At 36.5% G+C, this 15,462-nt stretch carries 17 protein-coding genes; 13 read left to right on the plus strand and 4 right to left on the minus strand.

The window, feature by feature from the left end:
* The first annotated feature begins 77 nt into the window (after positions 1-77).
* On the plus strand, positions 78-1,175 hold the full coding sequence (locus tag Q1B07_RS03110; protein ID WP_299088454.1) for a PRK06851 family protein: 1,098 nt from the start codon (positions 78-80) through the stop codon (positions 1,173-1,175).
* Between the two features lie 39 nt (positions 1,176-1,214).
* Here the strand turns inward: Q1B07_RS03110 and Q1B07_RS03115 are convergent, their stop codons facing one another.
* Positions 1,215-1,898, minus strand: coding sequence for an SIMPL domain-containing protein (locus Q1B07_RS03115; RefSeq protein WP_299088452.1), 684 nt, complete (start codon positions 1,896-1,898; stop codon positions 1,215-1,217).
* 164 nt (positions 1,899-2,062) lie between these two features.
* On the opposite strand from Q1B07_RS03115, the gene Q1B07_RS03120 reads away from it, so the two are divergent.
* The gene (locus Q1B07_RS03120) at positions 2,063-2,332 is read left to right on the plus strand and encodes a DUF1292 domain-containing protein (RefSeq protein WP_299088450.1); all 270 of its coding nucleotides are present in this window, start codon (positions 2,063-2,065) and stop codon (positions 2,330-2,332) included.
* A gap of 31 nt (positions 2,333-2,363) precedes the next feature.
* Here Q1B07_RS03120 and Q1B07_RS03125 read toward each other — a convergent pair whose 3' ends face one another.
* On the minus strand, positions 2,364-2,987 hold the full coding sequence (locus tag Q1B07_RS03125; protein ID WP_366945124.1) for an NUDIX domain-containing protein: 624 nt from the start codon (positions 2,985-2,987) through the stop codon (positions 2,364-2,366).
* 117 nt (positions 2,988-3,104) lie between these two features.
* Here Q1B07_RS03125 and Q1B07_RS03130 point away from each other — a divergent pair, with 117 nt between their 5' ends.
* From Q1B07_RS03130 to Q1B07_RS03170, 9 genes are all read left to right on the plus strand, one after another.
* Positions 3,105-4,256: a CapA family protein gene (locus Q1B07_RS03130; RefSeq protein WP_299088448.1), complete on the plus strand. Its 1,152-nt coding sequence runs from the start codon at positions 3,105-3,107 to the stop codon at positions 4,254-4,256.
* Positions 4,257-4,577: 321 nt separating this feature from the next.
* Complete coding sequence (locus Q1B07_RS03135) at positions 4,578-5,612, plus strand: LacI family DNA-binding transcriptional regulator (protein ID WP_299088447.1); 1,035 nt, start codon at positions 4,578-4,580, stop codon at positions 5,610-5,612.
* A 197-nt stretch (positions 5,613-5,809) separates the two neighbouring features.
* On the plus strand, positions 5,810-6,823 hold the full coding sequence (locus Q1B07_RS03140; protein ID WP_299088445.1) for a Gfo/Idh/MocA family oxidoreductase: 1,014 nt from the start codon (positions 5,810-5,812) through the stop codon (positions 6,821-6,823).
* 14 nt (positions 6,824-6,837) lie between these two features.
* Positions 6,838-8,082: a sugar ABC transporter substrate-binding protein gene (locus Q1B07_RS03145; protein WP_299088443.1), complete on the plus strand. Its 1,245-nt coding sequence runs from the start codon at positions 6,838-6,840 to the stop codon at positions 8,080-8,082.
* A 61-nt stretch (positions 8,083-8,143) separates the two neighbouring features.
* A complete protein-coding gene (locus Q1B07_RS03150; protein WP_299088442.1) occupies positions 8,144-9,085 on the plus strand; it encodes a carbohydrate ABC transporter permease in 942 nt (313 codons plus the stop codon).
* On the plus strand, positions 9,085-9,912 hold the full coding sequence (locus Q1B07_RS03155; RefSeq protein WP_299088568.1) for a carbohydrate ABC transporter permease: 828 nt from the start codon (positions 9,085-9,087) through the stop codon (positions 9,910-9,912). Before Q1B07_RS03150 ends, Q1B07_RS03155 begins: the two co-directional genes overlap by 1 nt.
* Before the next feature lie 281 nt (positions 9,913-10,193).
* The gene (locus tag Q1B07_RS03160; protein ID WP_299088441.1) at positions 10,194-11,162 is read left to right on the plus strand and encodes a sugar phosphate isomerase/epimerase; all 969 of its coding nucleotides are present in this window, start codon (positions 10,194-10,196) and stop codon (positions 11,160-11,162) included.
* Positions 11,150-11,287: a hypothetical protein gene (locus Q1B07_RS03165; RefSeq protein WP_299088581.1), complete on the plus strand. Its 138-nt coding sequence runs from the start codon at positions 11,150-11,152 to the stop codon at positions 11,285-11,287. Before Q1B07_RS03160 ends, Q1B07_RS03165 begins: the two co-directional genes overlap by 13 nt.
* 14 nt (positions 11,288-11,301) lie before the next feature.
* Positions 11,302-12,225: a DUF1835 domain-containing protein gene (locus tag Q1B07_RS03170; protein WP_299088440.1), complete on the plus strand. Its 924-nt coding sequence runs from the start codon at positions 11,302-11,304 to the stop codon at positions 12,223-12,225.
* 401 nt (positions 12,226-12,626) lie between these two features.
* Here the strand turns inward: Q1B07_RS03170 and Q1B07_RS03175 are convergent, their stop codons facing one another.
* Entirely contained in the window at positions 12,627-13,316 is a 690-nt protein-coding gene (locus Q1B07_RS03175) for an MgtC/SapB family protein (protein ID WP_299088438.1), read from the minus strand.
* Between the two features lie 226 nt (positions 13,317-13,542).
* Between Q1B07_RS03175 and Q1B07_RS03180 the strand changes: the two genes are divergently transcribed.
* The gene (locus tag Q1B07_RS03180) at positions 13,543-14,313 is read left to right on the plus strand and encodes an exodeoxyribonuclease III (protein WP_299088437.1); all 771 of its coding nucleotides are present in this window, start codon (positions 13,543-13,545) and stop codon (positions 14,311-14,313) included.
* 48 nt (positions 14,314-14,361) lie between these two features.
* Complete coding sequence (locus Q1B07_RS03185; protein ID WP_299088436.1) at positions 14,362-15,003, plus strand: branched-chain amino acid aminotransferase; 642 nt, start codon at positions 14,362-14,364, stop codon at positions 15,001-15,003.
* Positions 15,004-15,026: 23 nt separating this feature from the next.
* Here the strand turns inward: Q1B07_RS03185 and Q1B07_RS03190 are convergent, their stop codons facing one another.
* Positions 15,027-15,341 carry a pyrimidine/purine nucleoside phosphorylase gene (locus Q1B07_RS03190; protein ID WP_299088434.1) on the minus strand — a complete coding sequence of 105 codons (315 nt, stop codon included), beginning with the start codon at positions 15,339-15,341 and terminating at the stop codon, positions 15,027-15,029.
* Positions 15,342-15,462: the final 121 nt, after the last annotated feature.

Here is a 15,462-nt window from a genome sequence, read left to right on the forward strand (position 1 = left end):
CGAATGAAAAAATAGGCATTCACCCTTGTGAGATAATCTACATATGTTAGGAGAAAAGGCGGGAAAGGGTGATACAAATGAGTGCAAAAGTTCGCCATTATTATGCTGGCGGGAATACAGCGAAGGGGTTTTATAGTCTTTATGATTCGGTATTAGAGGATGTAGAACGATTGTATATATTAAAAGGGGGTCCTGGTACGGGGAAATCCTCGCTCATGAAAAGAATTGGCGAGTACATGGAAGGGAAAGGGTTTGATATTGAATACCTGCATTGTGCATCGGATAATCATTCAATTGATGGGGTCCTGCTACCGGCATATAAGGTTGGAATAGTCGATGGCACTGCACCACATATTATTGAACCGAAAGCACCTGGTGTCATTGAAGAGTATGTAAATTTGGGGGTTGCTTGGGACTCGCAAAAGCTTTCACTTAATAAAGAAGCGATTCTTCAATTGAACGAAGAGATTTCAAGTAAGTTTTCTATGGCTTATAAAACATTTGCTGAAGCGTTGCGTGCACATGATGATATTGAAGAAATTTATATATCTAATATGGATTTTGCCGAAGCAAATAAGCTTTCACAAGAATTAATTTCTCTTTTTTATGGTGATGACCAACTAGAAAAAAAACCAAGCATTAAGCATCGATTTTTAGGTGCTGCAACTCCATTAGGAGCAGTTGATTTTATTCAAAATTTAACGGAAGATATTGAAAAACGTTACTTTGTTAAAGGGAGAGCAGGGTCTGGTAAATCAACTATGCTTAAGAAAATTGTTGCCGCGGGTGAAGAAAAAGGCTTTGATGTCGAAGTCTATCATTGCGGCTTTGATCCTAATAGTCTTGATATGGTCATTTTGAGGGAAAAAAGTATTGCCATCTTTGACAGTACAGCCCCGCATGAGTATTTTCCAGATCGAGAATCAGATGAAATCATCGATATGTACGAAAGATGCATGACACCAGGGACAGACGAAAAATATGCAGAAGACATTGCAAGAACAACAAAAGCATATAAAGATAAAATGAAGGAAGCTATTTCCTACTTGGCAGAAGCAAAAGAGCTTCGAGATAAGCTAGAGGATTATTATATTGAAGCTATGGATTTTGCCAAGGTAGAAGAGATTCAACAAGGCATCTTAAAGGAGATTAATGCGTTTATTGACCAGAAATAATATAGTTGAGGCGGTCAGATCATTTGACCGCCTTTCATACTAATACTCAAAAACAGTCGATACATTAGCCTCTATTTCAATTTCTCTCCTTTGTATAGGAGGAGGTGCTTGAAAGGATGCTTCTGCTGCAATAGATAAACTTAATTCCTTTGGTTTAATAACAGAAGGAGCTTCCGTTATTTTTACTGGAGGCTGTTGGATTGTAACACCAATTTGTTCTCCAAGCTTTACTGCTTTATCAGTGGCATTTTTCATTGCAAGCTGTAACGCTTTTTGGTAGTATGACTGTTCATTCGTGACTTCAAACCGCAAGCTTCCTGCCATATTTGCTCCAGCGGAAACGGCTGTTTTATAAATGACCCCAGCTTTTTGAAGATCACGAACAGTTAGTTCGAAAACATGCTGAATTTGGTAGCCTCTTAAGATTGATTTACCTTCGACAAAGTCATAGACTGGGTGGATGGTATATGATAATGTTTGAATATCATCATCAGTCATGCCAATTTTCTTAAGTGCCTCAATCACTTGTTGGGATCGTTTGGAATTTTCATTTTGTGCAGCCTCAACATCTTTATTTTCCGTCATTACCCCGATATGAATGATTGCTTTATCAGGCATAACCGTTAAACGTCCAGTACCCTCAACTATCATTTTACCTTGTGCCTGTCTAACAGATCTTACTGATGAACGATGAAATATATATGGTGTTTGAAAATAGTTCATGAAAATGACATCCTCTCTTTTTAATTTCCGAATTCCTATTTGAAAAGGATAAATGATCTATATAAACGTATGCTGCTAGACAATTTATGAATACAAGATTTCGAAGTGGAAAAACTAAATAAGGTATTTTTTGAAGCAGAATGTCTAGAAAGGATTGATTTTCCATGGATAAAATCGAAATAGGAGAAGTTTTTACAATTACAGATGAAAACGATCGGGAAAACGAAGTCGAAGTTTTAGCAGCGATAAATGTAGAAGGTACTGATTATGTTGCTGTTGGGTTTGTTGAGGATTTACAAGAAGAATCAGAAGAAGATATTGATGTCTTTTTTTTGATGGTAGATGAGGAAGGGGATTTCTCGTCTATTGAAAGTGATGAGGATTTTGCGAAGGTTTCAGCTGCATTTGAAGAATTGATGGATGAAGAGGAATAGAGAGGGAATTCCCTCTCTAGTTATTGTATTTCTAAGATATTCGGAATAAGACATGGTCATTAAGTGATACTAGAGGTTTCAGATCTTTAAGCAATCCTTCGCTTTTTCCATTGTAAGCAAGATGGATGAGCCATTTAGTGAAAGGAGCAACATTCATTGATTCGGTCTCCTCTATACTGTAAAAACCTGCTTCATCTGCTTCCACCCCATCTGGAATAGGTGTTCCATCAAGATAATCCATAGCAAAAGCGATATAAAGGTTATGTACACTTCGCGGAAGGTCACGAATAGCCACAATACTTCTTATCTTAGCTTTAATTCCCGCCTCTTCTTCAACTTCCCGTACAATTGTATCCTCAATTGATTCTAATTGCTCAATATAACCACCAGGGTTCGTCCAATAGCCTTTTCCAGGATTTTGTGCTCTTTTAACCAGTAGAAATTTATCGTCTTTTATTACTAAAGCTCCGACGCCAATACTATAATCTCCCCAAAAGATAAAATCACAGTTCGGGCAGGCCTTTCTAATTGTTCCATCAATGTCCCGATTCTCCAATGCAATTCCACATTTTAAACAGAAATTTGCTGACAAATCTAACATCCTCTCTATATCAAAAAAATAAATGTAGTAGTCAAATTCGACATCCTGAATCATTCTCCTTTTCCTAATTCATTTTAAATTGAAAAAAGCTTATTTATCCTAGTCTTTTGTCATCTGCTGAAAAAAATGGTAAATTTAAAAGAGATTTAAGTAGAAAAAGGAAGAATGATGATGAAAAAGCGATTATTTTGTTGGATGCTAGCGCCTCTTCTTATTATCGTTTCGATTTATACTTTTGTTCAATACAAATCGATTCAAAATGAGAATGCTGATTCAAAAAAGAAACAGTTTATCGAAGAAATGGAACGGCCAGCTAAGCTGTCAGAAACGCCAATTGCAGCCTCTACAGTAACTCTTTCTGCTATTGGAGATGTGCTTATTCATGATCGGGTATACAATCCTCAACATCTAGGAAATGACAAGTATGATTTTATGCCATTGCTTGCACCTGTTAAATCCTCTATCGGAACAGCAGATATAACGGTTGCGAATCAAGAGTCAATGATTGGCGGAGCAGGAATTGGCCTTTCGACATATCCTTCGTTCAACAGTCCGCATGAGGTGGGGAATGCATTAAAAGAAAGCGGTGTAGATATTGTTACGATGGCGAATAACCATACTTTAGATCGAGGTGAAAAGGCCATTCAGAATGCGATTGCCCATTGGAATAAGATCGGAATGCTTTATACTGGTTCATTTGTTTCTGCTAAGGATCAAACGAACATTCGAACAATCGAGAAGAATGGGATTATGTTCTCTTTTTTAGCGTATACATATGGGACAAATGGGATTCCTGTACCAGAGGGCAAGCCATATCTTGTTAACTTAATAGATGCGGAGAAAATAGAAAAAGAGATTGCCCTTGCTAAAAAGGTATCTGATGTTGTAGTGGTCAGTCTTCATTTTGGAAAGGAATATGAAAGGCTGCCAAATAATGAGCAAAAGAATATAGCTCGTCAAACCGCAAATGCTGGTGCTGATATTATCATCGGTCATCATCCACATGTACTGCAGCCGATGGAATGGATCACAAGAGAAGATGGCAAACGGACCTTTGTCGCTTATTCACTTGGCAATTTCTTAACAGGTCAAACAGGAGATTATAAAGACCTTGGCGGAATCATGCAAATTAAGGTCGAAAAGGTGGATGTGGATGGAAAAATGTCAATAACATTAAAGGATCCTGCATTCTTTCCAACTTTTGTAAACGAAAAATATGTAGTTTCACCTCTGAATCAAATAAAAAGCAAAAAAGCTGATTATGAAAAAATCAAAAAGCATATGTCACAATGGATGCCAGAGCTGACATTTTCACTGAAATAAGCAAAGCAATTTAAGTTGGTTTTCCTCCATACCTTTCATTAGATTAAAAATAAAGAAAAGGGGAGAACCAACTCTAATAAATTTATATAGTAAAGCGAAAAATAAATTGACAATAATCTTGTTATGTAAACTATAAATACATTCTATGTAATATAATAACAAATTACCTCAACAGTAGTATATTTCACAATCACACTATGATGAACGCACCTCAATAATCAAAAAATTCTAAAAATAGATTGACTTCGTCTTTTCTCATATGATATAAATCAAATAGCTAGTAAATTATACAGAAGATACCAAGGATATGTGGTGATAAACATGAAAATTACGGCTAAAACAATTGCTGAGCAGCTAGGGTTATCCATTGCCACTGTCGATCGGGCACTAAACAATAGGGGAAAGGTTAGTCCTAAAACATTGAAAAAAGTGTTGGAGAAAGCAGAGGAATTAAACTATAAACCGAATATGTCAGCAAGCTTGCTTTCTCGAAAGAAAAACATTCTTATTGCGATTGTTTTTCCCGTTTATCCTGAATACTTTTGGAAGGAAATCGAAATAGGAATCATGAAAGCATATAAGGATTTACGTGACTTTGGATTTGAGATTGAGATTATACGAACGAAAAAATTTGATATTCAGGAACAAGTAAAGGTCGTGCAAGACATTATTCATTCTGGGAAGTACAATGGACTTGTTCTTTCAGCAAATGATGCAGCCCCATTAATGCAAGTTATAAATACGGGAATTGAAAAAGGTTTCCCTATCTACACATTCAATAATGACTCTCCTTCAAGCAAAAGATTATCGTATGTTGGTGCAAATTATCAAGATTCAGGCCGTTTAGCTGGTGAGTTATTGTATCGATTTACACACACCTCAAAGAAATTCGCATTAATCACCGACAAAATAAATACATTTCAAATGCAACAAAAAGTAATAGGGTTTATTGACTACATAACACAATGCGATCAAATCGAATCAATTCGGCCGTTAAAGATCAGCAATTCGGATTTATCCAATTCAATCTTGGAATTAAAGAAAGATCTAGAACAAGTAGACGGAATTTATGTCGCCACTGGTGCTCTTGCAGAAGTAGCTAAGGAAATAGAAAAAATGAAGCTTTCAAAAAAACCAATCTTAATTGGGCATGATATGAATAAAGAAATTCATCATTATCTATTGAATGATATGATTACAGCTACGATCTGCCAGGACCCGGTTTATCAAGGTTCTTTAGCAGTAAGGAAGGCTTTTGATCATTTAATGCTGGAGGAGCCAATTAAGGTGGTAGAGGATATCGTAAAGCTTGAAATTGTAACAAAGGGGAATGTGAAATATTATATACATGATTGATGATCGTACCTTATTATTGGAAGCGTTTTAGATTGGTTGCTGATCTTTTTAAATGGATAACAAAAGGATTATCCTTTTGTTTATTCAAAAATGAGGTACGATAATCAAACATACTTGAAAGGATGTGGTGTTTGGAAAAATTTTTGATGAGATTAATTGATTTATAGATTCACAAACATTAGGAGGATGATTGATGCATGAATAAGCTAAAAGTGATTCAAATTGGAGTTGGCGGCTTTGGTCAATCCTGGCTGACTATTTTAAAAGAATTCGCCGAAATCGAACTCGTTGCCATAGTCGATGTTGATACGATAAATATTCAGAATGCTAAAAATGTATTAAACGATAAATCTGTCCAGACATTTCAAAATCATTTAGATGCTTTTGAGCAGGTTCCTGCAGATATTGCCATTATCATTACACCTCCGCAAACCCATAAACAATTGGCTCTAGATGCATTAGAAGCAGGAATGTATGTGTTCATGGAGAAACCCATTACCCACACCTTTGAAGAAGCAATTGAGCTAGCAAATCAAGCAAAACAATATGAGAAATTTATTATGATCAGCCAAAATTATCGTTGGAGACCAGAAATTGAAGCAATTAAAAATTGCATTCAAGAAGGAACGATAGGCGTTGTCGAATATGGGGAATGGAATTTTAGAAGGGCAACAAAATTTGGCGGCTGGCGTGATCAATATAGTGAGATTTTAATAGAGGATATGAGCATTCATCACTTTGATTTATTAAGGCATATTTTAGGGAAGGAGCCATCATCTATTTTTGCGAAAAGCATGAAGCCTTCTTGGAGTTGGTTCGGCGGGAATGGAGTTGCAAGCGCAATCATTAATTTTGATAATACACTTATCAATTATTTTGGCAGCTGGGTTACTCGTGGAAAAGAAACTTCTTGGAACGGAGAGGTTCGTCTTGTCGGCAGCAAAGGAATTGTTGAATTAATCGATGATGTGCCAATGATTACACTTGAAGATGGCATAACAACAGAGCTGGAGCTGCCAAACATGCGCTATACAGATCGGGAATTTTCCATTTACGAGATGATTCAGGCAATAAAGGAAAATCGAAAACCGATCACACATCTTGAAGATAATCTTAAGAGCTTTGCAATTGTCGGTGGAGCATTACAATCGATTAAAAAAGGGGAAGAAGTGACGATTTTTGAAAGTATAACCACTGAAGCAACTAAATAAAGGGGGCATTGTTAATGAAGTTGCAATGGAAGCTGTTATGCGGGCTTTTATTATTAATGGTCATTGCACTTGTTGGATGCAGCGATGGGGCAAGTAATGAAAGCAGAAATGATGGAGTGATAACATTAAAGGTTTGGGATTATTTGAGTCCGGATTCCCCATCGGAAAAAGAACAGTTAGAATTACTTCGTAAATACGAAGAAAGCCACCCAAATATAAAGTTTGAGCGAACGTACTTTCCATTTGCGGATTTAAAAACAAAGCTTCTACAAGGGATTGCCGGTGGTGAGCTGCCTGATATCGTGCTCATCGACAATCCTGATCATCAAGCATTCGCAGCAGCAGGGGTATTTGCAGATATTACGAAGGAAGTGGAAGAATGGGGAGAGGCTGATCAATATTTTGAAGGTCCAAGAGCCTCAACGATGCTTGATGGAAAGTATTACGGCATTCCTAATAACAGTAATGCACTTGCCCTTTTTTACAATAAAGATATGTTTAAAGAAGCAGGTATTACAGAACCGCCGAAAACATGGAGTGAATTGGAAGAAGCAGCGAAAAAATTAACGACAAATGACAGGAAAGGTTTAGCCATTGCGGCCACTAAAAGTGAGGAAGGCACATTTCAATTTCTTCCTTTTTTATGGCAGGCTGGCGCGGATTTAGATTCCTTTGGCAGTCCGGAAGCAATCTCGGCGATGAAATTTATTCAGAATATGGTGAAGGAAGGTTCGATGTCAGAAAATATTGTGAACTGGAATCAGCAAGATGTACTTGTCCAATTTCAAACTGGTAAAGCAGCCATGATGGTAAACGGCCCTTGGCAATTACCCACTCTTAGAGAAGAATCGAAAGATTTAAACTGGGATGTTACCCTTATGCCGGAAGGAAAACAATCTGCTTCAATTCTAGGAGGAGAAAATTGGGCAATTTCTGCTACTACAGAGCATAGACAAGAGGCGTTTGATTTTATCACTTGGTCTCAACAGCCTGACATTTTAGGGCCAATGCATGAACTTGGCGGTCGTTTGCCTAATCGAGAAGATGTTGCTGACGATAAGAGATATGAATGGAATAAAGACGAGCAATTGCAAGTTTTTGTTCAACAAATTAAAACGTCAAAACCGCGTGCTTACGGAACAAAATATCCTGAAATTTCAACGGCAGTTCAGGAAGCAATACAACGATCAATCACTGGTGAGGATGTTGAGAAAATAATGAGAGAATCTGCTGAGAAGATAGAGCCTTTATTACCATAAAGGATTGAATTCTTTTAGAATAATAGCTTCTAAACGGTTAGAAGCAAAAGGAGGCAATACTATGGAAGCAGATACAAGAATCGAAACGAATAAAAAGATTGGTACCGAGATGCAGGTTGGACCATTTATAAAGAAAACTCTCCCAAAATATTTATTCATTATACCAGCTTTTCTTTTTGTTGTTATTTTTATGCTTTACCCAATTTTCTATAATATTTTTATTAGTTTTCAGGACTTTACGATCTATAATTTGAAAGGAGAAAAACCTTTTATAGGAATTGAAAATTACAGACAAATTTTTCAAGATGAAAGATTTCTACCCGCCTTGAAAAACACTGTGATTTATACCGTTTCCTGCATTGTTTTTCAGCTTTCGATTGGATTTTTATTGGCATTGTTTTTTAATCAGCGATTTCCGCTCCGTAATTTTTTTCGTTCGATATTGCTTTTAGCTTGGATGACGCCATTAGTTATTACTGGTACGTTATTTAAATGGCTATATGATGTTGATTATGGTGTTATCAACTATTTTCTTGTCCAAATCGGCTTGATTAATGAGCCGATAAACTGGTTGGGGCAACAAAGCACTGCGTTAATCGCAATTATTGTCACGAATATTTGGATAGGAATTCCTTTTAATATGATTCTTTTATTGTCATCGTTGCAAGCGCTGCCAAACGACGTATATGAAGCTGCAAAAATAGATGGTGCATCAAGGCTTCAGTCCTTTTTTAAAATCACGGTTCCACTGATGAAGCCCGCCATTTTGGTTGTTCTCGTTCTAGGAATAATCTACACATTTAAAGTGTTTGATATCATCTTGATCATGACCGGGGGAGGACCGGTAAATGCTACACAAGTTTTACCGTTTTTTGGATATGAGCTGGCATTTGTAAATTTTAAGTTCGGACTTAGCGGTGCAGTTGCTACGATTATTCTATTAATCTTAACATGCATTTCCCTTATCTATTTATATTTGATCAGGAAGGAGGAGACAATGTGATGAAATATACGACTAGAGAATATGGGATGTTTTTCGTCGCACTTGTCATAACACTGGTATTTTTATTTCCAATTTATTGGATGATAACTACATCTGTAAAGCCGATACAAGACGTATTTGCTACCCCTCCGATGATCTTTCCTGAGACAATTCAGTTTGATGCGTACATTAAAAATATAATCGAGGATCGTAGTATATTACTATACTTAAAAAATTCATTCATTATTGCAATTGGAACAGCAGCCCTTACTCTTCTATTGGCATTGCCAGCAGCATATGCCATGGCGCGTTTTAAGTTAAAGGGAAGTGGGATCTTTTTACTTATCCTTCTTGTTACACAAATGGTGCCTGGGGTAATGACAGCGATGCCGCTATTTATTTTGTTTTCAAAGTTTAATCTTCTTAATAGTTATGCAGGTTTAATTATCGGAAACACAACTCTTGCATTACCATTTGCGATTCTGATCATGCGCCCGTTTTTCCTATCCATTCCTAGAGGTTTGGAGGATGCAGCAGTTATAGATGGTTGTAATCGGTTTACTGCATTTGTAAGAGTTGTACTACCTTTAACAAAACCTACTTTACTTACAGTTGGAACGTTCAGTTTTTTATTTGCATGGGGAGATTTAATTTTCGCCTTAACTCTTGCAATGGATGAAAAAATACGCCCGCTGACAATGGGATTAACTAAATTTATCGGTCAATATGGAACACAATGGGACGGCCTAATGGCGGTGTCTACCATTGCCGCTGCCCCGATAATCATTATGTTTATCCTCTTGCAAAAATATATTGTAAGCGGAATCACAGCAGGATCTGAGAAATAAAGTGAGAATTCATTCAGTGGCGTTTTTTTACTGAATGGTAGTGAAACTTATCATGCTTAGTACGCCACCTCCTGTGGCTTTCGCCTGACTTGGACGTCCTGTCCTTCGTCGAATCTTTACGGGCAGTTTATCCTCATCCAATTTTTTATACTTATTAAATGGCTGAAATTTTTTATTAAGGTCTTACTGCCCGTTAAGAATGGGATAAAGGAAGAATAAGATTAATGAGCAGACAGTATGAAATAAACAACATTTTCATTTATGTAGAAGGAGAGATTGAGATGAAACTTGGAATTTTCGCTGTATTGTTTTCAGAAAAGTCATTACATGAAGCATTGGATTATATTAAGGAATCCGGACTGGATACTGTAGAAATTGGCACAGGTGGATATGTAGGCAATGCCCATTGCAATCCTGCAGAATTATTGGCTGATCAAAGAAAGTTAGCTGTTTTTAAAGAGGCATTCCAATCTCGTGGCATCCAAATTAGTGCTCTTAGCTGCCACGGTAATCCTCTGCATCCGAATAAAGAAATTGCGAATGAACATCATCAGGTTTTTCAAGATACTGTAAGACTTGCTTCGAAGTTAGGGATTGAAAATGTTGTAACTTTTTCAGGATGCCCTGGAGAATCAGACTTTTCCCTGCATCCGGTTTGGATCACATGCCCATGGCCGAATGATTTCTCTGAGGTTGTTGATTGGCAATGGAGAGAAAAGGTGATTCCATATTGGCGCGAGCAAAATCAATTTTTAAAAGAACATCATGTTCGTGTTGCCGTTGAGCCTCATCCAGGCTTTGTCGTTTATAATACGGAAACATTGCTTCGCTTGAGACATGAGTGTGGCGAACAAATTGGTGCTAACTTTGATCCAAGCCACTATTTTTGGCAAGGGATGGATCCTGTTGCGTGTATCAAAGCACTTGGCAAGGAAAATGCGTTATTCCATTTCCACGCAAAAGATACAAGAATTGATGGTCAAAACAACCCATTAAATGGTGTATTAGATACAAAAAGCTATAAGGATATCGCAAACCGCTCTTGGGTATTCCGTACTGTAGGTTATGGTCATGGTGAAGATACGTGGAGAGAAATCATTAGCAGCCTGCAAACAATCGGGTATGAAGGTGCGGTTAGCATCGAACATGAAGATGGGCTAATGAGCATTGAAGAAGGATTTACAAAAGCGGTTGAATTCTTACAAGATAAATTAATTAAGGAAGGAGCAAAAGAGCTGTGGTGGGCTTAACTAATAAACAAGTAAGAATCTGTATGGTTGGTTATAAGTTTATGGGGAAAGCACATTCACATGCTAATAGAGATGTTTCTTTTTTCTTTGATCTGAAGGTTGAATCTGTTAGTGATAAGCATTAAGAGGTGAAAAACAGATGATCCATATCGTAAATGGCGATATTCTCGCAAGTAAATTACAAGGATTAAGCGGTAAAATTATGAGTTGGAGAGAAATGTATGATTTTGGTCCTTTCCATTCGTCATGGTCAAATGAGGAGTTAATAACGAGAAGGGCCGCTTTTTTTGATGAAAAGCTGGAAATCCCTTCATCATTATTCAGTGCAATTTGTCACAAGCAATTAGCTCAGCTTTCTGAGATCCCGCATGATGAGGAAGTTGTGCTCTGGTTTGAGCATGACCGTTATGATCAAACGATGCTCATGTACATACTTACACAATTAGCGAACCAGCATCATCTAAATATATCGATGGTTAGTGTTAATTCTTATCCAGGTATCTCTCCCTTTTACGGATTAAGTCAATTACTTGGTAATCAATTATTGGAGCTTTTTCACAGTAGAAAAACCGTCTCAAGTAAGCAGGTAAATGAAGCTGAAGCGGGGTGGAGAGTTTATACTTCGTCCGATTCAGAGGAGGTGAAAAAGTGGGTAGCAGATATTGATCATGAATTGCCTTTTTTGTTAGAGGTATTAACAAGACATGAAAGCTATCTTCCTTCAGCTAAAACAGGATTAAATATAATTGAAAGCATAGCTCTTAATGCGATTGCAACAAAACCAGTTTCTTTTAGGGATTTATTTCATCAAATTGCTCCTTCTTTGAAGGATGAAGGTTTAAGTAATCTGCATCTATCTGCGTTGTTAAATGAGTTAGTAAAAGGTGATCAAGCATTACTAAAAACCAATGGCTTGCTCCCAATGTATGGTTCAGAACAGCATAATCCAATATTGACTATTACTTCTTTTGGCGAACGTGTTTTGTCTGGGGAAGCAAATCGGATTGATTTGATCGGAATTGATTGGTGGATTGGTGGAGTTCATTTACAGCATCTAAAATAAACAAAAACCTCCAATTGTGACGTCAAACAGCCACTGGTGGTTTTATTGTTGCCAGGAAATTATAAAATTCTTGAACTGTGGCTAAGCGCTCACGTATAAGCTCCAGCGCCTAGCCCCTCTAGAATTGAAGGCAAAGAGCGCCTTATTTGCCCTAGGCTGAATAAGGCGCTTATGCTTTTGTTAAAGTTTAAGAAGTATAAAATTTTGTACTTAGTTTTAGTGTCTAGCTCCAAGCACCATCGGCGAAGCACAGGATGTGCAAGTGCAGTCAATGCGACAGGACGTCGCGTTTTTGACTGCCACTAGGGTTTAGTCAAATAGGAATTGAAGGTAAATAACACCTTCTATTCCTATTTGACTTATGCTTGTCGCCGAATGCTTAGCGCCTTGCGCTTTTTTTATTAGAGAGATTCCATTTCAACATTAATGACATGCTTGATTTGCTTTAATGAGTAATAGACATCTGTCACATATAAATTTTCATTAACGATCAGGACTAGCTCTAATTGCTGCATATCACCTTCTTTTATATCCTTTACTCGCACTTTTTTCGCTTTCATTTTTTTAAGCTTAAGCTCCTTAAGGATATCAGTCATTTTATCGTGTTCATCAACAACAATTTTAACTTTTAGTTCTCGTTCTCTAAGGGATTTTGGTCCGATAAACTTAAAAATAAACGGGATAATCTCCACACTTACGATTAACAACAATGTTGCGATCGATGCTTCAATCCAAAAGCCTGCTCCGCAAGCAATTCCTATTCCACCTGCACCCCAAACCATTGCAGCGGTAGTAAGTCCTGAAATCATATCATTATTCCTTCTTAAAATCACACCCGCTCCAAGAAAACCAATCCCGGAAACAATTTGTGCTGCCAGCCTTAAGGGATCCATTGGTCTTACATAGGATTCAGCAAATTTTTCGGAAGCTTCAATTGAAACAGTTGTTAATAAGCAGCTGACGATTCCAATCACTAAGCATGTTTTTAAACCTAACGGCTTTTTCTTTAACTGACGCTCCAGTCCAATAATAATAGATAAAATAGTTGCTATGGTTAAATTAAAGATAAAAGAATTTGGCTGTAATATCATATTTGATCTCCTATTTTTTTTATTATTTTTCCATAAATTCATATGAATATTTATCCCAATCTTAACATGCAGTAAACCTATAACAATGGAAGCATTTCGTATTTACTCTGTTAATGGGTAATTTGGGACAATAAAAACTATTACTAACTATAGTATATAAAAATAGCAATTTTGCCACTAAATATATATAATTATAGGACATAATAGAAGCGGGGAGCACTCAATAATGAAACTTGTATCATGGAATGTTAACGGGATTAGAGCATGTGTGAAAAAAGGGTTTTTGAATTACTTTAAGGAAATGGATGCGGATATCTTTTGTATCCAAGAGTCAAAATTACAAGAAGGTCAAATTGAATTAGAGCTTGAAGGGTATCATCAATATTGGAATTATGCGTTACGAAAGGGGTATTCAGGCACCGCCGTTTTTACAAAGCATAAACCGATTTCTGTTTCTTACGGGCTAGGTGATTCTGATCCTGAACCAGAAGGAAGAATCATTACATTAGAATTTGATCAATATTATTTGATCACTGTCTATACACCGAATTCAAAACGAGATTTGTCAAGACTTGACTACCGATTAGAATGGGAGGATCAAATACTCGACTATTTACTAGATCTGGATAAAATCAAACCGGTTATCCTTTGCGGAGACCTCAATGTTGCACATCAGGAAATCGATTTAAAGAATCCAAAATCAAATCACGGAAACTCAGGTTTTACCCAAGAAGAACGAGGAAAAATGACCTCTTTACTCGAAGCTGGCTTTATTGATAGCTTTCGGTTTCTATATCCTGAAAAACAGGATGTCTATACGTGGTGGTCTTATATGAACAAAGTCAGGGAACGAAATATCGGTTGGAGAATTGACTATTTTATTCTTTCAAAAAAATTGGCTGGATACTTAAAAGATTCTCAGGCACATTGTCATGTATTGGGTAGTGATCATTGCCCGGTATACATTGAACTTGACCCTACATTTAATTTAGTGTAAATGGGTATAATGATAGAATAAGGAAATTTTAGCTGGAGGATAGAAAAATTGTTAAAAGATGTATTAAAACAATTTATCGTAACAGAAATTGAGAAACTGCAAAAGAACCAACAAAAGGGTGGAATAGTTGAAATTTACAAAGAGGAAAAAGACTATATTGAAAGGCACCAAATAATCGATGATAATCTTAGGGAAACCTTTACCTTCAAAGAAAAAAAACCGATCACTCGTTTTGATGATGCATATATAGAACGAGGGATAAAGGAAACAGAAGAAGTAATAGATACAGAGACATCCTCTTTTTTAACTAGACCTGTTAAGTATTTAAAAGAGCATATGGATGAATTCATTTATATCGAAACGAAGTGGCTTGAATTAATAGGGGTTGATGCGATTTCTTTAGAGGTCGATGATGTTTTCAAAACATATGATGCTTTGCTTGGCCTTAAGCTTCAGAAGAAGCATGAAAAGGTGATTAGAAACTATCTCATTAAAGAATCTGTTTGTAAGGATGTTTCATTTGATCTTATATACAATCAAAAGGATGGCATGTGGGATTTGAATGTATCATTGGAATGTCTTCAAGGTTTTATCGAAGAGATTACCTTAGGTGAGGCGATGTGTATCATTTATCGTTTTCTTTTTAAATTAGTTGAAACGGTCGAGGAAGAGAAAATGTCGACGCGATAACCGTCGACATTTTTTATGCTTGATTATTGGTTTATATATGAACAGCAATAATCAACAACTGTATTTGCTTTTACTTGAAATGTTTCATTTGCAGGAACGTAAAACACACCGCTTCCTTCAATTGTTTTCCAATTTTCACCCTGAAGTTTATATTCCAATTTTCCTGAGACAATTTCCATTTCTTCCTTTACACTTGTTGCAAATTCATATTCACCTGGCTGCATAATTCCTAATGTTTTTCTTGTACCGTCGGCAAATAAAATGGTTCTGCTTGAAACCTTTCCCTCAAAGTAAATATTTGCCTCTTTTTCAATCGTAATATTTGTAAATTGTGACATATTTTAGCTTCCTCTCAAAGTAGTATAATTTAATTTATCATAAAATTATGAATAATAAAATATTCATTATAAAAATTTAGAAATTCTGAAAAATTTGATCAAGTAACGTGTAAAAGCGTGA

The organism is uncultured Metabacillus sp. (assembly GCF_947503125.1).
Lineage (GTDB): Bacteria > Bacillota > Bacilli > Bacillales > Bacillaceae > Metabacillus.